Genomic DNA, 26,774 nt, shown 5'->3' with positions numbered 1-26,774 from the left:
TCAGCATCAGCATCAGCATCAGCATCAGCATCAGCATCAGCATCAGCATCGGCATCGGCATCGGCATCAGCATCCGCGTCAGCATCGGAGTCGCTGTCGGAATCAGAGTCACTGTCGGAATCGGAGTCACTGTCGGAATCAGAGTCACTGTCGGAATCAGAGTCACTGTCGGAATCGGAGTCACTGTCGGAATCGGAGTCACTGTCGGAATCAGAGTCGCTGTCGGAATCAGAGTCACTGTCGGAATCTGAATCGCTGTCGTCGCTATTGTTCTTATCGTCGTCGCTTTCGCCCAGGAACATTGCTCCTAAGCCAAGCAGGCCGGCGCCAGCAAATGCCAGCCCGGCCGCATAGTTAGATTCCGCACCGCCCAGCAGTAAGCCGTCGATATCGGCAATAGATTCAAAATGGAAACCGGTGGCGGGATCTTGCACCCACCACAGAGCACCATGACTATCTTCCAGGACTAAATCACTGGTGTGGCCCTGTGCATCAGCCACAAAGAAATTCTGGAGTACGACTTTTTCGCCAGAATGGAGCGTAACGATCAAATCATTCCCGGAGCGTGTTGTTGCAGCGATTTCGCTGCGCTCCAGTTGTAGCTTTACTACGCTAGGCGCGGTCAGATTAACCTGCTCAGCTGATACGCTGGAGGTTGCTCCGCCGTCCTTTACGGTTACAGCTATGTTATTCATAAACTTGCACTCCCATGAGGATTGAGCATTTGGCAGGCCCCAGAGCCTTGCCAAATCGTTTACTAATTTGATACGTACTAAATAGAAGTTATAGCAAGCACCTTTGGAGCTTATTCCCTTCTTATTTCAACTGCTTACTGCTTCTGGCGCGGAAGTTTTATGCGGACCTTACTGGAAATACATTTTCAGCGGGGCAGGCCTGATACCTAACTATCGAATTGTTTTTCTTGTTCTTGTGCTTTACGCATTTAATTAGCCATAAAACCACTAATAAACAATGATTAATCCGATAAACGGGCAAGGCGATGCCCCCCCGAATAAGGGGCATAAAAATAGTTTTATTATCCAGTCGATTACCCTGGATTATTATTTTCAGAGGTGACTTTCTGATAGTGATATATTTCATATCATTATCAGCTGAGTACCTCATGATGGCAGGGTGGAGATCTCCCCCCTACAAAACTGGATTGCCCGATTCATTCAAGAAACGCAGCCCTTATTATTCAGCGGGTATTCATTAACCCATATTCAAATTAGGGGAGTGGAAAATAGTTTGCGGAAGCTCACATAATTTCCGGGTGTCCTGAAATACATATTGCCGGACTTCACATATTTACTAACCGTAGTGCTGGACGCTGCTAACCAACAATATCCGATGCGTAAGAAGAACCTGAGATGATGAATGCTAAGCAGAACCTGTGATGCAGATTCAATACATTCGATCTGGCAAATACGCTTTACAGATTGAAAGGGTAAGCAAACCGTCAGTGTGGTGCTCTGCGCGGAAGAGAGAGGACAGTTTTGATCGACAGGATCGATCCCTGAGCCAATGAAGGAGGGTGAAATAAGAGTATCTGCTGAGCTTTTACGGGTAAGTAGTGAACCTGCCATAGCATGAGTGAGGCCAGGGACTAACCGATAGTCAACACGATGTACTTTCATACTGCAGTCCTTTAACACCATCAATAGGTTAAAGCTCTTCATCATTAGCTGCGAGTTACTCAATTTGAAATCATCTCCGCGACCTGAGAACACCGATCTCTAACTGAATTGGAGCTTAGTGTGTTAATTCAGTTAATTGAAATTGGTTTGAATACACGACGGAGTGACTTTCGATAGGTTTTTTCTATTAAATGGTTTCACATGGTAACAACTGACTATCTAAAATTAAGATAAGTCTCACTTAATGGCATTACCAGTGACGGAGTATTGTCACATTTTGATAACATCATGAATTGAAATGATTTTTTTTGATTAAGAAAATTTATGCGTTTCAGGGTCAGGAAGTCGGGACTACGAAAATTCCTGGTCTGAAGGTTATTGATAAGGGTTTCTGTTGTTTTAAAATGTAATTATTGATTTCTTTTTATACTTCGAGGCCATAAAAAGTGTGATTTATTCGTAAAATCATTAAAAAACTTATCGTTTTTTTTATTTGAAAGTGTGATCTGCATCACAATAAATTACCATTTATTGTAAAATTGCTGAAAAATCAACGCTAATTTGGCGGATTACAGTTATTACCCATTAGTTTGCATAGACTATCTTTGTAAAAGTTAAGAAATATTTTTTCATTATTTCTATGCTTTTTTATGTGGCTGATTCTACGAGATTGCAAATGGTCATCAGATAACGTTAACAATGAGCGGTAGTAGTTTTATCAATGAGATAGAAGGTGTGGGGCAGCCAGATGTCACGGGCTGCCTGTCACTAATGGGTAAGGTAGGTAAGGGGAGCGGGTTAAATCATCCCGGGGATATCATTTGCTGTGTTTATAACGGCGGAAGGCAAAGCGGGCACCCCAGACTAAGGCGATCGCCAGCACCAGCCAGAACAGCTGTTTAATATGATGGTCCACCGCGTGCAGCCATGGCGCAATCACCTGGCCTCCCAGATAGCCCAGTGAGACAAACAGCGTCGCCCACAGCAGTGCGCCAATCACGTTAAGCATCAGAAAAGTGGCAGGACGCAGGCGGCTGGCACCGATGATGATCGGCCCGACAATGCGCAGGCCATACATAAAACGTACGCCGATAACAAAAAGCACGGGTCGTTTGCGGATCAGCTGATTCGCTGAGGTTATTTTGTCCTCATGCTTTTTAAAGCGTTTCAGAATGCTGGTGCCGTAGTATCGGCCCAGGAAAAATAGCGCGGTATCGCCCAGAATGCCGCCGCAGGCCGTAACCAGCAGTACCCAGCCGTAGTGCAAAAGTCCTTCATGAGCGGCAACGCCGCCCAGCAGAGTGAAGGTTTCTCCTTCCGCCAGGCAGCCTATAAACAGTGCCCAATAGCCGTATTCCGTAATCAGCGCATTCACATCAGCAGGCAAAATAGATCTCCTTAAAGTGTTTCCTCCTTATTAGTCTAGCGTTTTGTGATCGATCCCGCAGCCTGCAGAAAATCCGCGCATTTATTTTTGAAGTAAAAATAGGGCGTTAGCCGATCGGCGTTGCCGGGTGAAAAGCAAACAATTCAGTGGCGCATATACTGATAGTGTTGCCGCTCCAGACAGAAACCACGGGCGGCCAGACGTTGTGAGGAGTGAAGATATGAACCACGTATGGGGACTTCTTGCGCATCCTGACCGTGAGATGCGGGATATCAAACGGGAGAACGAAACGCTCTCTCATCATTACACTCATCATGTTTTACTGATGGCGTTGATCCCGGTGGTCTGCGCCTTTATTGGTACCACTCAAATTGGCTGGGATATCGGCGTGGGTCAGACCATTCCGCTGTCGTTGTTCAGTGCCTTCGCGCTGGCGATTGTGTTTTATGCCGTGATCCTTGGCGGGGTAGCGGTGATGGGGCGGGTAATCTGGTGGATGGCGCGTGATTATCCGCAGCGGCCACAGTTGAACAGCTGTATGGTTTTCGCCGGCTATATCGCCACGCCGCTGTTCCTTAGCGGGCTGGTTGCGCTTTACCCGCTGGTCTGGCTGTGCGTACTGGTTGGCGCTCTGGCACTGGTCTATACCGGCTATCTGCTTTACGTCGGCATTCCCCTGTTCTTGAACATTGATCGCGAAGAGAGCCTGCGAATTTCGGGTTCTACGCTGGCGATTGGTATCCTGGTACTGGAAGTGTTGCTGGCGATCACGGTCCTGATGTGGGGCTATGGTTATCGCCTGTTTTAAGTGCCTTCGCCACCGGGAAACCGGTGGCGATCTGGAAACGCCTGGAAACGAATAATCGGTAGGAAAATACCCGGTTTACAGCGTATTATGCGCGAGCCAGCCCTCGCATATTCTCCGTTTCAGCGGGTGGCGGCGTGTGGTTACCACACCTGAATCACTAGCCGTTAAGTTCTGAACTGATGCCTGCAAAAATCCGTTTATCTCTTTTGAGTTTGGCCCTGCTGTTTTCCGGCCCGCTACTCGTTACTCAGGCCAATGCCCGTACTCCACAATCTGAAACCACGCGTGCGGCGCAGCCGGAAATTGCCTCCGGCAGTGCGATGATTGTCGATATGGATACGAATAAAGTTATCTACGCTAATCACCCTGACCTGGTGCGCCCGATTGCCTCAATCACCAAACTGATGACGGTGATGGTGGTGCTGGATGCGCATCTGCCGATGGATGAGATCCTCAGCGTGGATATCAGTCAGACTCCGGAAATGCGCGGGATCTATTCGCGCGTGCGGCTCAACAGCGAAATCAGCCGTAAGAATATGATGCTGCTGGCGCTGATGTCCTCGGAAAACCGCGCGGCGGCAAGCCTGGCGCATCATTATCCGGGCGGTTACGATGCCTTCATTCGGGCGATGAACGCCAAGGCGCGCTCGCTGGGGATGACGAATACCCGCTACGTTGAACCAACCGGGCTATCTATTCATAACGTATCAACCGCCCGCGATCTGACCAAACTGCTGATCGCCAGTAAGCGCTACCCGCTGCTGGGCGAGTTGAGTACCACCCGCGAAGATATGGCCACTTTTAGCCATCCGAATTACACGCTGCCGTTCCGCAACACCAACCATCTGGTGTATCGCCCGGACTGGAATATTCAGTTGACCAAAACCGGTTTCACCAATCAGGCCGGGCACTGCCTGGTCATGCGTACGGTGATCAATAAGCGCCCGGTGTCGCTGGTCGTGCTGGATGCCTTCGGGAAGTACACGCATTTCGCCGATGCCAACCGCCTGCGCAGCTGGATTGAAACCGGTAAGATCTCCCCGGTTCCTGCCGCCGCGCTCAGCTATAAAAAGCAGAAGGCCGCTCAGGTCGCCAGTAACGGTGTTGCCGACGACAGCGCGGTAGAGTAACCCGCTTACAGCGTGCCGGAGGGGCTAACTTTCCGGCACTTCTGGCGCGTCCGGCTGTAGTGCCAGCTGCATCAGCAGCGTATCCCGCCATTCACCGTGCTTAAATCCCACGTTGCGGAAATTGCCCACCGTTTCGAAGCCCATTTTTTTATGCAGGTTCAGCGAACCGGCATTGCGTGCGCCGTTGCCGACAATCGCCAGCATTTGCCGCCACTCTCCCTGCTGGCAGCGGGCGATCAGCGCCGCCATCAGCACGCTGCCAATGCCTTTGCCGCCCGCATCGGGTGCCAGATAAATGGAGTCTTCAATGGTGTAACGGTAGGCGGGGCGAGGGCGATACTGCGTGGCGTAGCAGTAGCCGACCACTTCATTATTAATCAGCGCAACCAGCCAGGGCAGGCCAAAGGAGCGAACTTTGCGGAAACGCTCGGTCATTTCATGCACATCCGGTGGTGTTTCTTCGAATGAGCCACAGCCGTGCAGGACATGCCAGCCATAGATGCGGGTGATGATATCGAAATCGGCTTCTTCTGCGTCGCGGATGCAGACGGCAGATGCAGGGTTAACCATGACGAGTCCTTGTGTTTTTTCTTTCTAATTTGCCACGCAGCTCACGATGAAACACCATAGATTCTTCTTATGGCTGAGACTTTTTTTTTCTATCGCAAATCTTATAGTGCGGCCCACGGCAAAGGCATAAACTATGCCGCGATATTCATCCGGCACCGACCGGTGCCCTCTCTTTTTTATCAGGAACTTCGTTCATGTCAGGCATGTTAACTTTTCTTCGGGTGTGTCTGCTGGCACTGGTGGCGCTGTCGCCGCAGTGGGTGCAGGCGGCAGACAGCGACAGCGCTCAGCAAAATGGTGATGCGCCGATCAAGGTCAATGCTGCCGTTGAGCTGCCTAAGATGCAGAAGGTGCTCGACAAAATAAAGCAGCAGGTATCCGGCGAAACCAACGATACCCGCCTGAATGCGCTTAATGACCTTGCGCTGGAGCTGTCCGGTGATGCCGATGCCCTGATTCAGGGGCTGGTTCCGCAGCGCGCGCAGCTGCAGGCGCAGCTGGCGGTACTTGGCCCTGCGCCAGCGGCGGACAGCGGAGTAAAGGAAACCAGCGAAGTCACGACCAAACGCAGCAAGCTGGAAAGCCAGAAAAGTAAAACCGACGACCAAATCAAGCAGGCCGAGACAATCAAAGCCAGTTCGATCAATCTTTCTGCCCAGATTGTTAATCTACGCCGCGATGCGTTGAAAACCCAGCTGGCGCTGAACGCAGGCAGTATTTTCGGTCCGCGCTTCTGGGCACCGCTGACCAACAACCAGAGCGACGACAGTGAAAAGATCGGTGACTTTATTGATGAGTTGAAAACCGCCGCGTCGCTCTCTTTTGAACCGGGCTGGGTGTTTGGCACGATAAGCTGGATCCTGGCTGCCGGTCTGGTGGCAACGCTGGGCCGCCGCTACCTGGAACAGTTCCTCGCCTGGGTGGGGATCAACCATTTGCCGGAAGGGCGCCTGCGCCGCAGCTTCCTTGCCGCCGCCACGGCGTTAACCACGCTCGGCGCGGTGGTGCTGGCGTTTAACTTCCTCGATCTGGCGTTTACCCGTCATGATGAGGTTGTGGATGACGTTCGCGTCTTCGCCGATAAACTGGTCGGGCTGAGTATTTTCTGCGGTCTGATCGCCGGCCTGGGGCGTGCTTTCCTCTCCACTCGCCGCCCATCATGGCGCCTGCCGCAAATCTCCAATGAAGTGGCGATGTCCCTGAAGCCGTATCCGCCGCTGACCGCCGCGCTGGTGTTTATTTTTCAGACGGTTGAAAACTTTAACAGCAGCGCGAATACCAGCGTGGCGACGACGATTTTTGCCAACGGTATGACCGCGTTACTGATTGGGGCAACCGCGCTATCGATCAGCATTCGTACCAACCGCGTACGTCGCAGAATGATTCAGGAAGGCCATCAGCCGGAAGCGCGGTCAACGCTGGTCGGGCTGATTCAGATGGCGCTGACGCTGATCGGTTTTGCCATCATGGTTGCGCTGGTCATTGGTTACATTACCCTGGCGCGATTCCTTGCTTATGAGCTGATCTGGATGGGCATTGTGTTTGGCCTGTTCTACATCTTCAGCCAGCTGGTGACCGATGCCAGCGAGAGCCTGTTCTCCACTAATAATGCCTCGGGCAAGCGCATCCAGGCCTCGTTAAACATCGACGCGCGCCATCTTGGTCAGGTTGCGGCCCTGCTGGGTGCGATTGGTAAAACGCTGCTGCTGCTGGCGGCGGCGATGGCATTACTGAACGGCACTTTCGGCAGCGCAACGCCGATAGAACTGGTGCAGAAAGCCATTGAGTTCTGGGGCGGTAAAGGCCTGGAGTCGATGAATATCGTTCCGGCGCATGTGGTGAACGCGCTGGCGTGCCTGGCGGTGGGTATCTGGGTACTGCGCTCGGTGAAACGCTGGCTGGAAAACGAATTCCTGCCTAAAACCACCATGGATAAGGGGATGCGCGTTTCGCTGATCACCCTGTTCAGCAACATCGGCTTTGTGCTGGTGATCCTGATGACACTGTCGATTATGGGCGTGCAGTGGAACAAGCTGGCCTGGATCGTCAGCGCCCTGTCGGTTGGTATCGGTTTCGGTTTACAGGAGATTGTGAAGAACTTTATCTCCGGTCTGATCCTGTTAACCGAGCGTCCGGTAAAAGTCGGTGACCTGGTCAGTATCAGCGGTATTGAAGGCGATATCCGTCGCATTAACGTGCGTGCCACTGAGATCCAGCTCAGCGATAAGTCCACGGTCATTGTGCCGAACTCGCAGCTAATTTCGCAGAACGTGCGTAACGCCACCATGGGTAATGCGCAGGGGGTAGCGACTATTACGCTGACCTTCCCGCTGGATATCGATCCGCAGCAGGTGCGCCAGCTGCTGCTGGATGTCTATAACGATAATGAACGTATTCTGGAAACCCCGGAGCCGTCGGTGTCGTTTAAAGATCTCACCTCGACCGGTATTGTACTGGCCGTTACCGGCAACGTTGCCAGCCCGCGCCAGGTGAGCGGAGCGAAAAGCGATCTGCTGTTCGATATTCTGACCCGACTGCGCAAGGAAGGCGTGGCGCTGTCTGCACCGCAGACGATGATTATTGAGCGTAAAGATGGGAAGGTAGTTTTACAGGATGCCGCGGAGTAAACGCGTAATGGCCGCCGGTGGCAACCCCACCGGCAGCCTGATGGCTTAGCCTGCTTTATCCTGCATCTGGTCTATCCAACTCACCAACTGATGAACTTTGGTGCTGTTTGAGCCCTTCAACAGCACCGTATCATTGGTCTGTAGCGCCTCCAGCAGCAGCGGTTTCAGGTCGTCCGGCGCATCGACCCACGCCCCTTTTTTCCCTTCATCCAGCTGTTCCCAGCAGTGTTTATAGCTCGATCCTGCCAGGAAGATCTGGTCGATCTGGCTGGCGTTCAGCAGCGGTGCCAGTTCGGTATGATAGCTTTCCGAGCCGGGACCCAGCTCGGCCATTTCACCCAGTACGGCAATTCGGCGCCCGCTACAGCTCTGGCCGCTCAGGCGCTCAATGGCTGCCTGCATCGAGCCTGGATTGGCGTTATAGGCATCATCGATCAGGGTCAGCGGCAGGCCGTTAACGGTGACCTGTTTTTCCTCACCGCGCCCGGCCAGAGCGGCAAATTGCGCGATCTTCTCAATGGCCGGTTCCAGCGGATAGCCCAGCGCTTCCACTGCGGCCAGCGTCGCCAGGCTGTTCAGTGCCATATGCTTTCCGCCCGCCGCCAGCGTGTAGTGCAGGGTGCGGTCGCCAATCTGCGCGGTAACCTGCTGCTTCTGCGCGTCATATTCAACCAGACGGTACTGACAGTCGGGATGCGTACCGTAGTTAACAATATTCTGCTGCTTCGCTTCGGCCGCCTGGCTGACCGTTTCCCACTCCAGCATATCGCGGTTTAAAATCGCCACACCGCCGGGAGCCATGCCGACAAATATGGCGCTTTTGGTCAGGGCAACATCGTGGACGGTGGTGTTTTCACCGAGGTGTGCGGGCTGAATATTAGTAAAAATTGCGACTTCCGGGCGTACCATACGCGAGCTGACCGCCATTCTGCCAATGGCCATTTCCAGCACGATATGGGCGCTGTCCCACGGCATGGAGGCGATATTCCACGCCACGCCGCGCGGCAGGTTAGCGTTATTATTACTCTTGCAGGTTGGCCCCCAGGCGGAAAGCGCATCGGCGACCATGGCCACACAGGTGGTTTTACCGGCGCTGCCGGTGATGCCCAGCACCCGGCCCTTCATCTTATCGCGGGCGTAGCGGCCCATAGCAAGGACAGCATCGGTATTATCAGCAACCTTAAGCAATGGGATACTGTCCGACAGAATTTTTTCCGGTTCGGTGGTGATCAGGCAGGAGGGCGGAGGAGAAAGTCGTAAAGCCACGCTGGCCAACAGGCCGGTTTTATCATCTTCGGTGCGGATAATTGCCATATTTCCGGGCTGCAAAGCGGGAGCGAAAATAGAGACGCCGGTTGCGGTCCAGCCTTCTGCCGGGGGAATAACCCAGCTGCCCTTCGTGGCTTTTTCTACATCTTGCACGGTCCAGTAATTTTTATTGCTGGTAAGGCTATTATTATTTGAAGCAGTAATGTTTTCTTCTGCTACTACGCCCATATTTCCTCCGCCAGTCAGTTGGCATGATTACAGTTATCACAGGATACAATTGACTATTAGCGCAAAAGTGGAAAAAAACAATGTTTCGGGGCGTATCGGGAAGGGTAAATAACATTAATATGAGCGAGCGCACCGGGGCGAAATAATTCCGCCCCGGAAACGCGGGTTATTTCTGACAGTCGCAGCTGCCCCAGTGTTTTTCTCTCGTTGTTTTACCGATACCCGGGTTGAAGGTATTGGTCGGATCGAGCTGCTGATAAAACGCTTTCAGCTGGGGTTTCGCTTTATAAAGATGGCCTACGTTATGCTCTGCCGGATATTCCGCGCCGCGCTCGGCCAGCAGTGCCAGCATTTTTTCCTTCAGCGCGTGGGTATCCACTCCTTTTTTCACAATATAGTCCTGATGGAACACATGGCAAAGGAAGTGGCCGTAGTAGAGACGGTGAGTCAGCGCATCGTCAAATTCGGCAGGCAGCCGTTCAAACCACTCACGGTCGTTGCGGCGCAGCGCGATATCCAGCGCCAGAATATCTTCCACCTCATCGTGATGCACGGCGTGATAGCGCACGGCGGCACCGGCAGCGGCAAAGCGATGCAGAAACGCGTGTGCACCCTCTTTGCCTTCACATTCGAAGAATGCACCTTCAGCCTGGTGGAAAAATTCCTGCAGGTAAGCGCGGGCTTCTGCCACCCCGTCGCCGGACATTTTCAGCATCAGATGATGCTCATAGCGTTCGCGATACTGCTTCATACGGGCAGGCAAATGGGAGGGCAGCAGGGCGGTCAGCTTCTGTAATACGCGGTCGGTAAAGTGGGGCTTAAACCACTTGATGCGCGACAGCCAGGCATCAACGCGGCCTTTCATCGTAAAGAACATCGGCATTTTATCTGTGCCGAGTTTGTCGATCATCACAAAGGTGTCTTTACCGTACACTTCAGCAATATCGAAAATGTCGCGGTGCATATATTCACCGGCAACCGGCAGATTGCTGAAGTTGGCCAGCATATGGCGGCGCAGCTGGTCCAGCACGTCGGTATTATTGGTGCCGATATAGAACACCTGCTGGGCAGTTTCGCTGGCAAAGGTATCCAGACGGACGGCAAACAGCGCCAGCTTGCCCGCACAGCCGGAAGCTTCGAACAGGCGACGTGCGTCGGCATTAAAGCGCGAAGGGGTGTCGGCTTCCACGTCGCGGACTCGTTCGGCGTATTCGTGATCCGAGGCGTGGCGCTGATCGTGCAGGACGTCGCCCTGCTGCCAGGTATCATCATCCAGACGGGTGAGGATCTGCTCCGGCGTGGTGCCGAGGTTAATGCCGAGGTGGTTAACCAGGCGCAGCACGCCGTCGGCATCAATCTGCGCGTACAGCGCCATTTCGGTATAGGCCGGGCCGCGTTTCACCAGCGAACCGCCGGAGTTATTACAAATCCCCCCCAGCACCGACGCGCCAATACAGGAGGAACCAATCACCGAGTGGGGTTCGCGCCCCAGCGGCTTTAATTCTTTTTCCAGCTGATACAGCGTACTGCCGGGGAACGCCAGTACCTGTTTTCCCTCGTCCAGCAGGCGGATTTTGTCCATACGCAGCGTGCTGATAATCACGATATCGCGGGGATAATCGTTGCCGTTGGGGGTGGAGCCTTCGGTCAGGCCGGTATTGGCCGCCTGCATCAGAATAATGGCATCTGCCGCCACGCAGGCCTGCAGTATCCGCCACTGTTCAAGCAGCGAACCCGGGAAGACCACCGCCAGCGCCTCGCCTTCGCCGGAGCGAAAGCCTTTACGGTAGCGCTCGGTTTGCGCGGGATCGGTAAGAAGATGGTTGCGGCCGACGATGCGACCCAGTTCAGAAATCAGTTTTTGTCCTGCCGGAAGAGAAGTGTGCATGTCATATCCTTGTCAGAATCACCCCCCTACTTTAGCACCGCTGCGGATGCAATAAAGCTGTTGTTATCACGCGACATTCGTCGATACCTCACTAGCTGCTATCCTCAAGGTATGACAAACTGAATCAACTTGTTACCTGTCCGTCATGAAACTCATACGCCTTAGTCACTTGAGAGATGATCATCTGATGAAATGGATTTGTTCCGTCAGCTTTGCTGCCGCTCTGGCGATTCAGCCAGCCCTTGCCGATGACCTGTTTGGTCCACATGAACTGACACCTGCCGCGCGCGATGCGTTCGTCACCGATCTACTGAAAAAGATGACCCTTGACGAAAAAATCGGCCAGCTGCGCCTGATAAGCGTAGGGCCGGATAACCCGAAAGAAGCGATCCGCGACATGATCCAGCACGGGCAGGTGGGGGCGATTTTCAATACCGTAACCCGGCATGATATCCGCCAGATGCAGGATCAGGTGATGCAGCTCAGCCGTCTGAAGATCCCGCTGTTTTTCGCCTATGACGTGATCCACGGCCAGCGGACTCAGTTCCCGATCCCACTGGCGTTGGCTTCCAGCTGGGATACTGACGCAGTGGCGAAGGTGGGGCGAATTTCTGCTTATGAAGCCGCCGATGACGGTCTGAATATGACCTGGGCTCCGATGGTGGATGTGACCCGCGAACCTCGCTGGGGGCGCGGCTCGGAAGGCTTCGGTGAAGATACGTATCTGACAGCGGAAATGGGCCGCGTGCTGGTCACCGCCATGCAGGGTAAAAGCCCGGCGGACCGCTACTCGGTGATGACCAGCGTCAAGCACTTTGCCGCCTACGGCGCGGTTGAAGGCGGCCGTGACTACAATACCGTGGATATGAGTCCGCAGCGGCTGTTCCAGGACTACCTGCCGCCGTATAAAGCGGCGCTGGATGCCGGCAGCGGCGGGGTGATGGTGGCGCTCAACTCATTGAACGGCGTACCGGCCAGCGCCGATAGCTGGCTGTTGAAAGACGTGCTGCGCGATGAGTGGAAGTTTAAAGGCATCACCATCAGCGATCACGGGGCGATCAAAGAGCTGATCAAACATGGCGTGGCAAGCGATCCACAGGATGCGGTGCGCGTGGCGATCAAATCCGGCGTGAACATGAGCATGAGCGATGAGTACTACAGCAAATACCTGCCGGGGCTGGTCAAAAGCGGTGCGGTCACCGAGCAGGAAATTGATGATGCCACGCGCCACGTGCTGAATGTGAAATACGATATGGGGCTGTTTAACGATCCGTACAGCCACTTAGGCCCGGCCGACCAGGACCCGGCGGATACGAATGCCGAAAGCCGCCTGCATCGCAGCGATGCCCGCGATGTGGCGCGCAAAAGCATGGTACTGCTGAAAAACCGCCTGGATACGCTGCCGCTTAAAAACAGCGGTAATATCGCGCTGATTGGGCCGCTGGCAGACAGCCAGATCGATATTATGGGCAGCTGGTCCGCCGCGGGCGTGGCGAAGCAGTCGGTTACGCTGCTGCAGGGGATGAAAAATGCCACTGCCGGTAAGGCCAATCTGCTGTATGCCAAAGGGGCGAACGTCACCGATAATAAAGGCATTCAGGACTTCCTCAATCTTTACGAACCTGCGATGACGGTGGACAGCCGTTCACCGCAGCAGATGCTGGATGAAGCGGTGGAAACCGCGAAGAAAGCCGATGTCGTGGTGCTGGCGATTGGTGAAGCGCGCGGGATGGCACATGAGGCTTCCAGCCGCAGCGATCTGACGCTGCCGGAGAGCCAGCGTAAACTGATTGATGCGGTCAAAGCGACCGGTAAACCGCTGGTAATGGTGCTGATGAACGGCCGTGCGCTGGCGCTGGTGAAAGAAAGCCAGCAGGCGGATGCACTGTTGGAGAGCTGGTACAGCGGCACGGAAGGCGGTAACGCCATTGCCGATGTGCTGTTCGGCGACTATAACCCGTCCGGCAAGCTGCCGATGTCCTTCCCACGCTCAGTGGGACAGCTGCCGATTTATTACAATCATCTGAACACCGGGCGGCCGTATAACTTTGAGAAGCCGAATAAATACACCTCGCACTACTATGATGAAGCCAACGGCCCGCTGTATCCGTTTGGCTACGGGTTAAGCTACACCACCTTTAGTCTGTCGCCGGTGAAGCTCTCTTCTTCTTCGATGCCGCGCGATGGCAAGATTAACGCCAGCGTGACGGTAACCAACAGCGGCAAGCGTGACGGTGCGACGGTCGTGCAGCTCTATCTGCATGATGAGGTAGCCAGCATCAGCCGGCCGGTGAAAGAGCTGAAGGGCTTTAAGCGCATTATGCTGAAAGCCGGTGAGTCGCAGACCGTGACCTTCCCGATCGACGTTAGTGCGCTGAAATTCTGGAATGCGAAAATGCAGCACGTTGCCGAGCCGGGTAAATTCAGCGTAATGATCGGGCTGGATTCCGCCCGTACGGAAAACGCCGAGTTCGATTACCGTTGAGGATTGGGGGCAGGATTGCCTGCCCCGTTTCAGGCAGGAGCAGAATGCCAGGGTTAAGAGACAGAATTCAGCAGCAGGTTTTTCGCCTTAACGGCCTGTCGCTGAATGAATTTGATATTACGCAGCCGCCGGGCGATCCCGGTATTTACGGACCGGACAGCGTTATCTGGCGGGTCCACGGTGATTTTTCATCGATGCTGTGCGGCGGCATCTCGGCGCTGCTGCTACAGATGCTGCATCCGCTGGCGCTGGCGGGCGTCTGGGATCACTCCACTTTCCGTCAGGATATGATGGGCAGACTGCGGCGAACCAGTCAGTTTATCGCCGTTACCACCTTCGGCAACTCTCGCGATGCGCATATTCTGATTGAGCGGGTAAAGCGCATTCACCTGCATATTACCGGCACGGATGCCTACGGCGTTCCCTATGCCGCCAGCGATCCGGCGCTGCTGACCTGGGTCCACGTTGCCGAGACCCGCTGTTTTCTTGCCGCCCATCTTCGCTATAAAAATCCGCAGCTCAGCCTGTCGGAGCAGGATCGCTACTACGCTGAAGCGGCGCGGGTTGCGGAAGCGCTGGGAGCTGAGCAAGTGCCGAAAAGCGTGGCGGAAGTTGAAGCCTATCTTGAGCGGATGCGGCCACAGCTGCGCTGCGACGAGCGTACCCGCGAAGTGCTGTCGCTGCTGATGAACGCTCCGGCACCCAGCTGGCAGGCGCGTCCGGCGATGCGGGCCATGCTGCAGGCAGGTATTGCTCTGCTGCCCGACTGGGCGCTGCAAGACTTTGGTTTGCACTACTCGCCATTACGGCACCGCACGATCAACGGGCGGATTTATCTTATCGCCGGACTGCTGCGCTGGGCGATACGCCAGGGCGCGTATCAGCGTGCTATGGCGCGCATGGGGCGCTGACCCGCATGGCTTTTGAGACAAATACCCTTGTTCTGACATAGCGCAACCCGTCATCCTGCTCTACTCTCCGGGAAGAAGGATTCCTCCAGACAACGTCGAGGCGTTATGACAGAGCCCTATCAGATTGCTGAAGTGACCAATCAACAGCAGACGCTGATTGCATTGGTTGAACAGGATGAACGCACAGCCTATTTCTACATCTGGCCGGCGGAAGCGTTTCGCAGCCAGTTCGCCGTGCGCGGCTGCTGGCTGCGTAATCTGCTGCCCGCTCCGGCGCAGGAAGATATGGCCGCCATGGAGCAGGGCAGAGCGCCGCTGCTGAGCGCTGAATTCTGCCGCACGTTGCAGGCCGAGCCGATGCTCGATCCCGCCGGTTTGCAGATTATCTGGGAACCCAGCGACGACGGCGCGGCCCTGTGGTATCAGGGACAGCTGCTGGCGGTGATCCCCGGCTGGAGCCTGTATCAGGAAAAGCAGGTGAGCTATTCCGCTGGCTGCATCAAAGCTAACCGACTGACCGCGCCGCTCGGTTCGGCTTCCACCAACCAGCATTATGCCCGCGCGCAGCAGCACCGGCAGTTCTGGCGCGACTGGCAGGAAGGGCAGCGCTGGGAGCCGTTCCAGCAAAAAATGCTGGCGTGCTACAGCGAACAGTTTGGCGAGTCGATGAAGTATTACGCCATCGATCGCGGCAGCTGGCCGCCGATGGCGATCTCTCAGCATTATCATGAAGGAAGCTGGTATTTTCTCACCCTCGGCATGAGCATTCGTCCGATGCCGTGGGTGGATCATCTGTATGAGGATCTGGCTCCGCAGTACCGCCGAACCGAGCTGGCGCTGGCAATTGATGCTGAGGTGATGACCGAGGACAATGCCGTGCAGATGGCGAGCGCGCTGGCCGGTTTTGCGCATTTGCCCTGGGATCGCCTTAGCTGGCTGGGCGAAGGGCACACGCTGTCGTCCTCTATGGCACCGGTAGGATTTGAAGGCTTTATCCTCTCCGGTGCGCTGGGTCGCGAAGCCGGGCAGTTTCCGCTGCCGAACTTTGACGGCGAGAAGGTGAATCTGCTGTGGGCAGCCCCGGTCACGCAACTGGAGCGCGAATTTGCTCAGGCGGAAGAAAACGGCGGCTATCAGCTGGTTGCGCGGCTGCTGCAATATGGCGCAGGGCATATTTTCCGTGCCCGACAGCAGGTGGTTGAAGCCGGCGAGTGATCTTTTCTACGCTAAAAGCGACAAACGGTGGCGGTTGTGCTGAAATTTAGGCTGTGCGCACTATTCTGTACAGTATAATGCCGCCCGGATATGCCAGAATAGCTGGGAAATGACCTGAGGAGTTTGCATGGCAGCTATTGAAGTTATCCTTGTCGATCGTGACGATCGCGCCACCGGTAAGATGGAAAAGCTCGAGGTGCACGAAAAGGGACTACTACACCGCGCGGTAACCGTTTATGTCTTTAACTCAGCGCATCAGCTGATGTTGCAGCAGCGCGCCAGTGGGAAATATCACTGCGGCGGCCTGTGGAGCAATACCACCTGTGGTCATCCGTATCCGCAGGAATCTACCCGCCACGCCGCGGAGCGCCGGTTGTTTGAAGAGATGGGCATGCAGTTGACGCTAGAGCCGGTTTTTGAGCTGAGCTATAACCTGCCGCTGAGCAACGGCCTGACCGAGCATGAGTACGGCCATGTCTACTTCACCATCAGTGACCAACAGCCGCAGCTGAATCCCGAAGAAGCCGATGCGTGGCGCTATGCTTCTCTGGCCGACATTCAGGCCGAAATTCAGCAGGAACCCGAGCGCTTTACCCCCTGGTTCCTGCATACCTTTGCCCGTATCCCGGATGAGTTTACGCGCTTTATGGACAAGGCGAATACGGTACACTCCGTCGACGCGTGAGGGGTAGCCACCTCTTCGCTCAGAAAGGTCAGTCCGGGTGTTACGCGGATGCGGAGTGCCAAAAATCGCACCCCGCAGCGCATTTATTTGCCGTTCAGCGCGAAATCTTCTGCATCAACATCGTAACCTGACGGTTCCCAGCGGATCGCCAGCAACGCCAGCAGACCAACAATCGGTGCCAGAGCAATCACCCAGAACACGTTGGTACTCAGCGCCGCTGCCAGCACCGGGAACAGGAACAGTGAGGCGGTCGAGCTGGCGCGCACCATCATCTGATTAAAGCCCACGCCCACGCCGCGCAGCGAGGTTGGATAGCTCAGGGATGCGTAGGTCATGGTGTGCGCGCCCGGGCCAAAGCCCTGGCCGAGCAGGAACAGTGCCAGCATTGCCACTGAAATTGCCGCCTGATGCCCGTCTTCCGGGCGGCCAACCAGCGCCAGGCCCAGCAGGGCGGTAATCTGGCAGATATAGCCCAGCGTCATCATCTTCCATGCGCCAAAGCGAGGCACCAGCCGTACGGCAAGAATGCCGCCGGTAAAGGCAAACAGCAGGTTCAGCGCCAGCGACAGCAGAATGGTGGTCAGCATCGACTGCGCAAGGAAGCTGGAAATAATCACCGGCAGGCCGAAGGCCACGGCGTTATAGGCAAACGGGGAAACGATAGACGTGACGGTCGCCAGCGTGGTGCGCTTCAGATAAACGCCTTTAAACAGCGCAGCGTAGTTGCCCCAGCTGGCGCGGCGCACCGGACGTGCTGGCGTCAGATCGGCATCCTTCGCCACGTGGGCATTAATGCCGTAGGAATTTCGCAGGATAGCGGCGGCACCGTGCAGATCGCCCTGATTCGCGGCCCAGATGGGTGATTCGCTCATATATTTGCTGCGAATGGCGATAATAATCAGCGCCGGAATGGCACCAAATCCGAGAATAATACGCCACATCCAGTCGCTATGGCTCTCCGGCAGCACCGACCAGAAGAACAGCACCAGCAGGTAAGAAACCGAGATCGCCGCGTACCAGGTCGGGCACCACATGGCGATACTCGCCGCCTTGTTACCGCGCCCTTTTAGTTTTGAAAATTCCGCCAGGAACGCCATCGCCACCGGTAAATCGATACCGATGCCCATTCCCATAACAAATCTTGCCCCGGCAAGCACATACTCGTTGGGGGCAAACGCGCAGGCCAGTGCGGCAAATACGAAGAAGAACATATCCGCCATAAACACGCGATAGCGGCCAATCTTGTCGGTCAGGTAGCCGCCAATCAGTGCGCCAACGATTGCGCCGAGGGTAATAGCTGAGGCAATCATCCCCGCGCCGGAAGGCGAAAGGCCAAACTCGCGCGTCACATCCTTCATACCGAAGGCCAGCGCACCAAGATCGTAAGCATCCAGGAATACGCCGCCGAGCGCGATGCCGATAACAATGCGGGCATTGCTGCGTGAGCTGTCGCTGTTGTTAACCAGTTGAGAGACATCCGCCGCGCGGCGAATGGTGACTGCTGCGCCGGTGGGCGCATTCCCTGCCTGCGCAACGTGCGCTGAAGAGGTGATGATATCGGTCATGATGTTTTATAGGTCTTTTTGGAATAAACCCAGAGCATAACCAGCCCGGCTGGCGGAGTTAAATTCCAGCTGGTTATAAGATAAAACGAAAAGTTACAAACGAGGGGAGAGCGGCAGAGCATGCCGCCAGATGAGCAAAAAAGGCGTAATTACGAATGCAGGATCAGGGTATAGCCGGTCAGCATAACGCCGCCAATTCCACCTAAAGCCATCAGCAGAAAGATAATGACCACACTAATTTTTTGCCAGTTCATAACGTAACCCGTTTTCTCAAAGGAAGGCGGATTATAGCGCCTTCGCTTGAGATTATTAAACCAAAGAGTGGTTTTTCTTCTCTTCGGTCGCCGGGTCGCTGCCGTGTGCGGTTACGGTGAACCCCTGCTCCTGCCAGTGTGCCAGTTGTTCCTGCTGGCGTCGGGTCAGTGCTTTGCCGGTATAAACGAAAATTTTCTGGCCGGGAAACAGCTCCGGGCGCGGCTGATCCAGCGGTTCGGCCAGCACGTCTATTCTCCATCCCTGCTGCGAAAGCCGCCAGGCCTCCAGCCACAGGCGGGTGCGATCCTCACTGCCCCAGCCGATCAGCAGGGCGTCTTTGCCGGCTTTTTTTCGCGATCCGGTCAGGCAGAAGGCAACATAGTCAATCAGTGCACCGTCCAACAGGCTGCACATCGCGCGGGCGGTATTCTGGTCCAGATTCAGCCGCTGACGGATCGGCAGAAAAACGTGGTCGATCAGCGCCTCAGCCGGGTTTTCGCGGCCAACTGTGGCAATTTTTGCTCTCAGCTTTGACGGGCGCACGTGGCGCAGCACGGTCATCATCTCTTCCTGCAGCGTAACCCAGCCGTCGTGGATCTCGATGTTTTCGCCTTCCAACAGCGCCTTCACTTTTCCCACCGGCACACCGGTGCTCATCCAGCGTTTGATCTCTTCAATGCGCTGAATATCGTCTTCATCAAACAGGCGGTGGCCGCCTTCGGTTCTTTGCGGTTTTAGCAGGCCATAGCGGCGTTGCCAGGCGCGCAGTGTTACCGGATTAATCCCGCAGCGCTCAGCAACATCACCGATGCTGTACAACGTCATTTCTCACCTCATTCACTCTCAGGCCTTATCGGCCCGCACTTAATATTAGCATGCTGTACAGATAAATTGTGGATGTACAACTTGATCTGAGCGCTGGCTTGCGGTAGATCTCATATATGAGATTATTTCCCTTAAATGAGATGGCTATGGATCAGAAGCAAACAGAGCAACGCCTGGCGCAGCGGCTGGCCGATCTGCGGGTTGAGCAGGGGTGGTCGCTGGAGACACTGGCGGAGATGACCGGCATCAGCCGCGCTTCGCTGTCACGCATTGAGCGCGGGGAAAACAGCCCGACCGCCGCACTGCTTAACCGGCTGTGCAGCGCCTATGGGCTGACCATGTCGCGGCTGCTCAGCGAAGTGGAGCAGAGCGGCCCGCAGCACCTGCGGCCAGCGCAGCAGAACGTCTGGCGCGATGCCAGCAGCGGTTATCTGCGGCGCAGCGTATCACCGCCCGCTCAGGCGTTCCACGCCGAGCTGGTGGAGGCGCAGCTGGAGCAGGGCGCGCTGATTGAGTATGACCTGCCGCCGCTGGCCGGGCTGGAGCAGCATATCTGGATGCTGGACGGCGTGCTGATATTCCGCATGAATGAGCAACAGTGGCGGCTGGAAAAGGGCGACTGCCTGCGTTTTCATCTGTTTGGCCGCACGTCGTTCAGCGCGCCGGAAACCGGAGGCGCTCACTATGCGCTGGTGGTGGCACGCCCATGACCCAGATTGAATATGAGTGGCTGGACGCGCAGCAGGCGCGTGAGGAGCTTCCGGCGTTGTGCCGCGTACTGAAGGGATGCGTCGCGCAGGGTGCCAGCGTGGGTTTTGTGGACTGTGACCCGCAGACCTTCACCCGCTTCTGGCAGGATGTCGTATTGAGCCTGGCCTGCGGTGATAAAACGCTGTTAGTCGCCAGACTGGCTGACCGCATCGTGGCAACGGTTATGGTGGTGCTGGCTATGCCGCCAAACGGTGCGCACCGCGCCGAGGTGATCAAACTGCTGGTTCACCCCGATGCGCGTCGGTGTGGGATAGCCCGTGAACTGATGCTGAGGGCGGAAGAGCGTGCTAAGCAGGCAGGTCGCACGCTGCTGGTGCTGGATACCCGCAGTGGCGACGTGGCGGAATCGCTCTACCGCTCGCTGGGCTGGCAGGTGGCCGGAGAAATTCCCTTTTATGCCTGTTCCACCGAAGGGGTTCTGGATGCCACCACGCTGATGTATAAAACTCTCTGAGAAACAGGGCATGGTGCCGCCGGAGAAATGCGGAGCGGTTCGACTTTCCTGGTGCGATCCGCATCCGCAGGCTGACGCCAGCGCGATACTGTGTAAAAATACAGCCCTGATTTTTTGCAAAGGGTTGTCATGGCGTTAACTGCGGCGTTAAAAGCGCAAATTGCCGGGTGGTATAAAGCCCTGCAACAGCAAGTCCCCGATTTTATTTCGCGCGCACCGCAGCGGCAGATGATTGCTGAAGTGGCGAAAACGCTGTCGGGCGAAGAGGGGCGCCATCTGGCTATTGAAGCACCGACCGGCGTAGGGAAAACCCTCTCCTATCTGATCCCCGGTATTGCCGTCAGCCGCGCTGAGGAAAAACCGCTGGTGGTCAGCACCGCCAACGTGGCATTACAGGACCAGATCTACAGTAAAGATCTGCCGCTGCTGAAGAAAATCATTCCCGAACTGACCTTTACCGCCGCCTTTGGCCGCGGGCGCTACGTGTGCCCGCGCAATTTGTCTGCGCTGGCGACCGACGAAGAAAAGCAGGGCGATCTGCTGCTGTTCCTCGATGATGATATGACCGCCAGCAAGGCTGAGCGGGCGATCTGCTGTGAGCTGGAAAAGGCGCTGAACCGCTACGAATGGGACGGCCTGCGCGATCACTGCAAGGACAATATCGAAGATTCACTGTGGCAGCGTATCAGTACCGACAAAGCCAACTGCCTCGGCAGCAACTGCCACTGGTTCCGTGAATGCCCGTTCTACGTGGCGCGGCGCGAGATCGAAAACGCCGACGTTGTGGTCGCTAACCATGCGCTGGTGATGGCGGCGCTGGAAACGGAATCCGTACTGCCGCCGCCAAAAAACCTGCTGCTGGTGCTGGACGAAGGGCATCATTTACCGGACGTGGCGCGCGACGCGCTGGAAATGAGCGGTGAAATTACTCCTGGCTGGAATACGCTCCAGCTGGATCTGTTTGCCCGGCTGGTTGAGCAGTGTATGGCGCAGTTCAGGCCCAAACGCCCGCCGCCGCTGGCGAACCCGGATCGCCTGAAAGAGCACTGCGAAGAGGTGCGTGAACAGTTGCAAATGCTGTCGCAGATCCTCGGCCTTTATCTGCCGCCGGAAGGGCAGGAAGGGGAGTACCGTTTCGAGATGGGGCTGCTGCCGGAAGAGATCATGGCGATCTGCGGCAGGCTGTTCAAACTCAGCGATGCGCTGCGCGGGCTGGCCGAAGGGCTGGTCAACGATCTCAGTGAAAAAAGCGGCCAGTATGACGTGGTGCGCCTGCACCGCACGCTACTGCAGATGAACCGCGCGCTGGGCTGGTTTGAAGCCAGCAGCAAGCTGTGGCGGCTGGCGGCGCTGGAGCAGACATCCGGCGCACCGGTGTCAAAGTGGGTGACCCGCGAACTGCGCGAGGGCAACGCGCATCTGATGCTGCACTGTGCCGGTATCCGCGTCAGCGATCAGCTGGAAAAGCTGCTGTGGCGTAAAATTCCCCATGTGGTGCTGACCTCCGCCACTCTGCGTTCGCTAAACAGCTTCCAGCGGCTACAGGAGATGTCCGGCCTCAGTGAAAAAGCGGATGATCGTTTTGTTGCGCTGGACTCGCCGTTTAATCATGTCGAGCAGGGCAAGCTGGTTATTCCTCAGATGAAGCACGAGCCGCTGCTGGCTAATGAAGTGGCGCATCTGGCCGAAATGGCCCATTTTTTCCGCCACCAGATAAAGCTGGCGAAACATAAAGGGCTGCTGGTGCTGTTCGCCAGCAACCGGGCGATGCAGCAGTTTATTGCCTACCTGCCCGAGCTGCGTTTAATGATGCTGGTTCAGGGCGACAAACCGCGTCCGGCGCTGGTGGCGCTGCATCGCCAGCGTGTAGAGCGTGGGGAAACCAGCGTGCTGGTGGGTTTGCAGTCCTTTGCCGAGGGGCTGGATCTGAAAGGGGAGCTGCTTTCCCAGGTTCATATTCATAAAATCGCTTTCCCCCCGGTGGACAGTCCGGTTATTTTGACCGAGGGCGAGTGGCTGAAAAGCCTGAAGCGTTATCCTTTTGAGGTGCAAAGTCTGCCCAGCGCCTCGTTTAATCTTATCCAGCAGGTGGGGCGACTGATCCGCAGCCACGACTGCTTCGGTGAGATTGTGATTTACGACCGTCGGCTGTTGAGCAAAAGCTACGGCGCACGTTTGCTGGGGGCACTGCCGGTGTTTCCTATTGAACAGCCGCCGATGCCGGAAGGCGAGCTGCCAAAGGCGGCAGCCCCGACCGCGAAAAAAAGAGTGCCGCCGCGCCGCAGGCGTTAACCTGATTTAGTGAGCAAACGCATGGAACTTAACAAGATTATAAAAGAGATCGGACGCGGTAAAAATCATGCCCGCGATATTGATATAGACAGCGCGCGCGATCTGTACCGCCGTATGCTGGCGGGCGACGTGCCGGACCTTGAACTAGGTGCGATCCTGATTGCGCTGCGCATTAAGGGGGAAGGCGAAGAGGAGATGCTGGGCTTTTATCAGGCGATGCAGGAGCAGATGCCGCGCCTGACGCCTCCTGCTCATTTGCCGATGCCGATCGTTATCCCCAGCTATAACGGCGCGCGGCGGCAGGGGAATCTGACCCCGCTGCTGGCGCTGCTGCTGAGCCGCCTCGGCTTCCCGGTGCTGGTCCACGGCGTCAGCGATGACCCGACGCGCATCACCAGCGAAGCGGTGTTTCAGGCGCTGGGTGTGCCCGCTGTACTGACGGCGGCGGAGGCGCAGAACAGGCTTAACGCGGGTGAACTGGTGTTTATCACCATCGGCCAGCTGTGCGAACCGACGGAGCGGCAGCTGGCGATGCGCTGGCGCATGGGCGTGCGCAACAGTGCGCACACACTGGCCAAGCTGGCAACGCCGTTTGCCGAAGACGCTGCGCTGCGCCTGGCCAGCGTGTCGCACCCGGAATATATCCCGAAGGTGGGAAAATTCTTCAGCGACATCGGCGGCCGTGGCCTGCTGTTAAACGGCACCGAGGGGGAGGTCTACGCCAGTCCGCAGCGCTGCCCGTCAATCAGCCTGATCCACGGCGCAGAACCCCAGGTGCTGCTGGCACGTCAGGAGGAGGTGGCATTTGCGGCGGGCGAGCTGCCCGAGGCGAAAGATGCGGCTACCACCGCCGCCTGGATCACCCGCTGTCTGAATCGTGAAGTGGCAGTACCGCAGTCTTTGCGGTTGCAAATTGCCTGCTGCTATGTGGCAACGGGCAGGGCGCAGACGCTGGAAGCGGCGCTGGGTGAGATTAAGCTAGCGGGATACTGAAGCAGGCGGTAAGAGGCTGATAGGACTGTTGGCGTAGTGCGCTGACGGTGAATCCACAGCGGCCTTGAACGGATGCAGGTCAGTCAGGATTAAATCAGGGGCGATTGATTAAGGGATGAATTAAGATAGCGCCAGTGAAATAGTATTACCGACAATGCTGCATTCTGATCCTCAAGTTAAAAATGCGCCAAATGGCGCATTTTTTATAAATTAAACGGGTATTTCAACGCGAGGAATTAAGCGCTAAGCGGCGGACTTATTCACCAAAATTTCAATATCGGCGATAGACGCTTCCACTTCGTCATGCAGCTTGCCCTGGGCATTCAGCAGTGTATCGATTTTACCCGCCAGCTCTTTATCTTTAAACTCGCCGGAGTCGAATGCAAGCCACTGTGCGGAAAGGGTTTCCGTATTGTTTTTAGCGTAGTGGCGAATCTCTTTAAGCTGAGAAAGCACGTCATTAATATAGTCATCTTTCGTTTTGGTTTCGATGTCAGCCATGATGAGATGTTTCCTTCTTCTGGGTTAGAAATTCAATTTAAGCCTGGTTGATAACGGATAAATTATCTCTAAGAATAATCGCAATGTGTCCTGCGGGTAAATTATGGTGCTGAATCATTCTTTTGGGTTAAATAGCGGCGTGTGGATAGTGATGTTTGAAAATAATATCCCTGCCAGCTGAGTCAATTGATGTTCGCCACCTGTCGGTGGCCTGATAACCGGTTTGTACTACACTCTGTCTGGCTGATAATGATATGACTGAGGAGCAAGCATGAAGCTGTGGCCCGTTCTTACCGGAGTGGTACTGTCACTGGGGCTGGTCGCCTGTAAATCCCCGACGCCGCCGAAAGGAGTCACGCCGATAAGCGGATTTGACGCCGGTCGCTATCTGGGAAAATGGTATGAGGTTGCCAGGCTGGAAAACCGCTTCGAGCGCGGCCTGGAACAGGTTACTGCGACGTATGGCAAACGTAGCGATGGCGGAATATCGGTGCTTAACCGTGGCTACGACCCGGCGAAAGCGCGCTGGAGGGAGAGTGAAGGCCGGGCTTACTTCACCGGTGCACCGTCCACTGCGGCGCTTAAAGTGTCATTCTTCGGTCCGTTCTACGGCGGCTATAACGTTATCGCGCTGGATGAGGACTATCGCTATGCGCTGGTCAGCGGGCCAAACCGTGACTACCTGTGGATACTGTCGCGCACGCCGCAGATCCCCGAGAGCGTAAAGCAAAACTACCTGGCTATTGCCCAGGGGCTGAACTTCCCGGTAGATAAACTTGTTTGGGTGAATCAGGGATAATACTTCCCTGGTTTTTTTCCGTGCTGGGGCTATTTCCCAGGGCAGGGAAATATGGCACCAGAACGCCCCCAGGGAGAAATTCCTGCCTATTCAACTAATAATATTCGCTGATGAGGTCGTCAGGATCGTTAATGCAGTATTTCAGAATGGGAAATTGTACAAGGTAGTTGGCCCCGCGAGGGGCCATAGTAAGCGATGGCAGCGGCCAGGTGAATATCAATCAGCTGCCCGGCAGCAGCTGCTCAACCAGCGCGGTCCACAGTGCGATACCGGGTTCAATCAGCCCATCGTTAAAATCGTAGTTGGCGTTATGCAGCGGCCGTGACGGCGTGTCACCGTCAGCACCGATCCAGAAGTAGGCTCCCGGACAGTGCTCCAGCATGCAGGCAAAATCTTCCGAGGCCATCGACGGGCTGACGTTCCAGTGCACTTTTTCAGCGGGCATGAGCGTCAGCGCGCAGTCGCGCACCAGCGCGGCTTCAGCGGCGTGATTCATGGTCACCGGATAGTCGCCCTGATACTCAATGCTGCCCTCAATGCCCAGCGGCGCGGTGAAGGAAGTCACGAATTCATCGATCATCTGTTTTACCCGGCTGCGCACATCCGCCTGCAGGCAGCGCAGCGTGCCGCGCAGCACCACGTTTTCCGGGATGACGTTAATGGCTTCACCGCCGTTGATTTGCGTGATGCTGACCACCGCAGAGGCCAGCGGCGACAGGCGGCGGGCCGGAATGGTTTGCAGCGCCATAATCAGCTGCGCGGCGGCTACAATCGGGTCCGCGCCGTTTTCCGGCATGGCTGCGTGGCAGCTGCGGCCGCGCAGCGTGATTTCGAAGGAGTCCAGCGAGGCCATCATTGCACCCGCATTAACCGCAACCTCACCGGCGGGCAGCCCCGGCCAGTTGTGCATGCCGTAGATGGCATCCATCGGGAACAGGGTAAACAGCCCGTCTTCCACCATGCGGCGCGCGCCGCCGAGGTTTTCCTCTGCGGGCTGGAAGACAAAATGCAGCGTGCCACTAAAGCGACGGGTGGTACTCAGGTGCTTTGCCACCGCCAGCAGGATCGCCGTGTGGCCGTCGTGTCCGCAGGCGTGCATCACCCCCGGATTGGTGGAGCGGTGCGGCGGATTGCTCAGTTCAGTGATCGGCAGGGCGTCCATGTCCGCGCGTAACCCGATAACCGGTCCAGGGCCATTTTCCAGCGTGCCGACCACGCCGGTGCCTGCCAGACCACGATGAACCTGCAAACCAAAGGCTTCCAGCTGCTCGGCGATCAGCTGTGAAGTGTGATGCTCCTGATATCCCAGTTCGGGGCGGGCGTGCAGGGCTCTGCGCCAGCCGGTGGCTTCTTCAATCAGCGAAACGGGAACTGTCATTCAATACTTCTCCTGTGCAGGGTAACGCGCAGAAACAAGGTAGCATAAATCGGGGGAGGAAGAAGCGGGTAGCGGGGAAGAAAACAGGCCGGTGATACCGG

22 protein-coding genes are annotated in these 26,774 nt (G+C 56.0%); 12 read left to right on the top strand and 10 right to left on the bottom strand.

Annotated features, from left to right (window positions below; translation table 11 throughout):
• Together IBT47_RS19425 and IBT47_RS19420 are read right to left on the bottom strand one after the other, a co-directional pair.
• Positions 1–695, bottom strand: a 695-nt coding sequence (locus tag IBT47_RS19425) for a BapA prefix-like domain-containing protein (RefSeq protein ID WP_200562275.1), incomplete at its 3' end; no start/stop codon positions are given.
• 1,759 nt (positions 696–2,454) lie between these two features.
• A complete protein-coding gene (locus IBT47_RS19420; protein ID WP_200562273.1) occupies positions 2,455–3,024 on the bottom strand; it encodes a DedA family protein in 570 nt (189 codons plus the stop codon).
• A gap of 220 nt (positions 3,025–3,244) precedes the next feature.
• Here IBT47_RS19420 and IBT47_RS19415 point away from each other — a divergent pair, with 220 nt between their 5' ends.
• Together IBT47_RS19415 and pbpG are read left to right on the top strand one after the other, a co-directional pair.
• Entirely contained in the window at positions 3,245–3,832 is a 588-nt protein-coding gene (locus tag IBT47_RS19415; RefSeq protein WP_200545689.1) for a Yip1 family protein, read from the top strand.
• 179 nt (positions 3,833–4,011) lie between these two features.
• Entirely contained in the window at positions 4,012–4,962 is a 951-nt protein-coding gene (pbpG, locus tag IBT47_RS19410) for a D-alanyl-D-alanine endopeptidase (RefSeq protein ID WP_200545690.1), read from the top strand.
• A gap of 24 nt (positions 4,963–4,986) precedes the next feature.
• Here pbpG and IBT47_RS19405 read toward each other — a convergent pair whose 3' ends face one another.
• Positions 4,987–5,532 (bottom strand): GNAT family N-acetyltransferase, encoded by a 546-nt coding sequence (locus IBT47_RS19405; protein ID WP_200562271.1) that lies wholly within the window; start codon positions 5,530–5,532, stop codon positions 4,987–4,989.
• Positions 5,533–5,726: 194 nt separating this feature from the next.
• Between IBT47_RS19405 and IBT47_RS19400 the strand changes: the two genes are divergently transcribed.
• Complete coding sequence (locus tag IBT47_RS19400) at positions 5,727–8,159, top strand: DUF3772 domain-containing protein (protein ID WP_200562270.1); 2,433 nt, start codon at positions 5,727–5,729, stop codon at positions 8,157–8,159.
• Positions 8,160–8,204: 45 nt separating this feature from the next.
• Here the strand turns inward: IBT47_RS19400 and murF are convergent, their stop codons facing one another.
• Together murF and dld are read right to left on the bottom strand one after the other, a co-directional pair.
• Positions 8,205–9,656, bottom strand: coding sequence for a UDP-N-acetylmuramoyl-tripeptide--D-alanyl-D-alanine ligase (gene murF / locus IBT47_RS19395; protein ID WP_200562268.1), 1,452 nt, complete (start codon positions 9,654–9,656; stop codon positions 8,205–8,207).
• A 166-nt stretch (positions 9,657–9,822) separates the two neighbouring features.
• Positions 9,823–11,544 (bottom strand): D-lactate dehydrogenase, encoded by a 1,722-nt coding sequence (dld, locus tag IBT47_RS19390; RefSeq protein ID WP_200562266.1) that lies wholly within the window; start codon positions 11,542–11,544, stop codon positions 9,823–9,825.
• Between the two features lie 187 nt (positions 11,545–11,731).
• On the opposite strand from dld, the gene bglX reads away from it, so the two are divergent.
• The 4 genes from bglX to idi all read left to right on the top strand — a co-directional run bounded on the left by bglX (position 11,732) and on the right by idi (position 16,840).
• Complete coding sequence (gene bglX, locus IBT47_RS19385; protein WP_200562264.1) at positions 11,732–14,029, top strand: beta-glucosidase BglX; 2,298 nt, start codon at positions 11,732–11,734, stop codon at positions 14,027–14,029.
• A 44-nt stretch (positions 14,030–14,073) separates the two neighbouring features.
• On the top strand, positions 14,074–14,940 hold the full coding sequence (locus IBT47_RS19380; protein ID WP_200562262.1) for an oxygenase MpaB family protein: 867 nt from the start codon (positions 14,074–14,076) through the stop codon (positions 14,938–14,940).
• 105 nt (positions 14,941–15,045) lie between these two features.
• The gene (locus IBT47_RS19375) at positions 15,046–16,155 is read left to right on the top strand and encodes a suppressor of fused domain protein (RefSeq protein ID WP_200562260.1); all 1,110 of its coding nucleotides are present in this window, start codon (positions 15,046–15,048) and stop codon (positions 16,153–16,155) included.
• Between the two features lie 127 nt (positions 16,156–16,282).
• Positions 16,283–16,840 (top strand): isopentenyl-diphosphate Delta-isomerase, encoded by a 558-nt coding sequence (gene idi / locus IBT47_RS19370; protein ID WP_105593542.1) that lies wholly within the window; start codon positions 16,283–16,285, stop codon positions 16,838–16,840.
• 83 nt (positions 16,841–16,923) lie between these two features.
• On the opposite strand, the gene IBT47_RS19365 is transcribed toward idi, so the two are convergent.
• From IBT47_RS19365 to IBT47_RS19355, 3 genes are all read right to left on the bottom strand, one after another.
• Positions 16,924–18,405, bottom strand: coding sequence for an MFS transporter (locus IBT47_RS19365; RefSeq protein ID WP_105593541.1), 1,482 nt, complete (start codon positions 18,403–18,405; stop codon positions 16,924–16,926).
• Between the two features lie 149 nt (positions 18,406–18,554).
• On the bottom strand, positions 18,555–18,659 hold the full coding sequence (locus IBT47_RS19360; RefSeq protein WP_105593540.1) for a protein YohO: 105 nt from the start codon (positions 18,657–18,659) through the stop codon (positions 18,555–18,557).
• A 55-nt stretch (positions 18,660–18,714) separates the two neighbouring features.
• The gene (locus tag IBT47_RS19355; protein ID WP_200562258.1) at positions 18,715–19,485 is read right to left on the bottom strand and encodes a MerR family transcriptional regulator; all 771 of its coding nucleotides are present in this window, start codon (positions 19,483–19,485) and stop codon (positions 18,715–18,717) included.
• A gap of 146 nt (positions 19,486–19,631) precedes the next feature.
• Between IBT47_RS19355 and IBT47_RS19350 the strand changes: the two genes are divergently transcribed.
• The 4 genes from IBT47_RS19350 to ybiB all read left to right on the top strand — a co-directional run bounded on the left by IBT47_RS19350 (position 19,632) and on the right by ybiB (position 23,995).
• Positions 19,632–20,195 carry a helix-turn-helix domain-containing protein gene (locus tag IBT47_RS19350; RefSeq protein WP_200562256.1) on the top strand — a complete coding sequence of 188 codons (564 nt, stop codon included), beginning with the start codon at positions 19,632–19,634 and terminating at the stop codon, positions 20,193–20,195.
• On the top strand, positions 20,192–20,710 hold the full coding sequence (locus tag IBT47_RS19345) for an N-acetyltransferase (protein WP_200562254.1): 519 nt from the start codon (positions 20,192–20,194) through the stop codon (positions 20,708–20,710). Before IBT47_RS19350 ends, IBT47_RS19345 begins: the two co-directional genes overlap by 4 nt.
• A 129-nt stretch (positions 20,711–20,839) precedes the next feature.
• Complete coding sequence (dinG, locus tag IBT47_RS19340) at positions 20,840–23,002, top strand: ATP-dependent DNA helicase DinG (protein ID WP_200562252.1); 2,163 nt, start codon at positions 20,840–20,842, stop codon at positions 23,000–23,002.
• A 21-nt stretch (positions 23,003–23,023) separates the two neighbouring features.
• Positions 23,024–23,995: a DNA-binding protein YbiB gene (gene ybiB / locus IBT47_RS19335; protein ID WP_200562250.1), complete on the top strand. Its 972-nt coding sequence runs from the start codon at positions 23,024–23,026 to the stop codon at positions 23,993–23,995.
• Between the two features lie 243 nt (positions 23,996–24,238).
• On the opposite strand, the gene IBT47_RS19330 is transcribed toward ybiB, so the two are convergent.
• The gene (locus tag IBT47_RS19330; RefSeq protein ID WP_200545703.1) at positions 24,239–24,496 is read right to left on the bottom strand and encodes a hypothetical protein; all 258 of its coding nucleotides are present in this window, start codon (positions 24,494–24,496) and stop codon (positions 24,239–24,241) included.
• 271 nt (positions 24,497–24,767) lie between these two features.
• Here IBT47_RS19330 and blc point away from each other — a divergent pair, with 271 nt between their 5' ends.
• A complete protein-coding gene (blc, locus tag IBT47_RS19325; protein WP_200562248.1) occupies positions 24,768–25,295 on the top strand; it encodes an outer membrane lipoprotein Blc in 528 nt (175 codons plus the stop codon).
• A gap of 220 nt (positions 25,296–25,515) precedes the next feature.
• On the opposite strand, the gene IBT47_RS19320 is transcribed toward blc, so the two are convergent.
• Positions 25,516–26,673, bottom strand: a complete 1,158-nt coding sequence (locus IBT47_RS19320) for a M20 aminoacylase family protein (protein ID WP_200562246.1) — start codon at positions 26,671–26,673, stop codon at positions 25,516–25,518.
• Positions 26,674–26,774: the final 101 nt, after the last annotated feature.

Source organism: Erwinia sp. S43 (assembly GCF_016624745.1).
Taxonomy (GTDB): domain Bacteria; phylum Pseudomonadota; class Gammaproteobacteria; order Enterobacterales; family Enterobacteriaceae; genus Erwinia; species Erwinia coffeiphila.
Note: the sequence above shows the minus strand (reverse complement) of the source record. Positions and strands in the feature narration are given on the sequence as shown.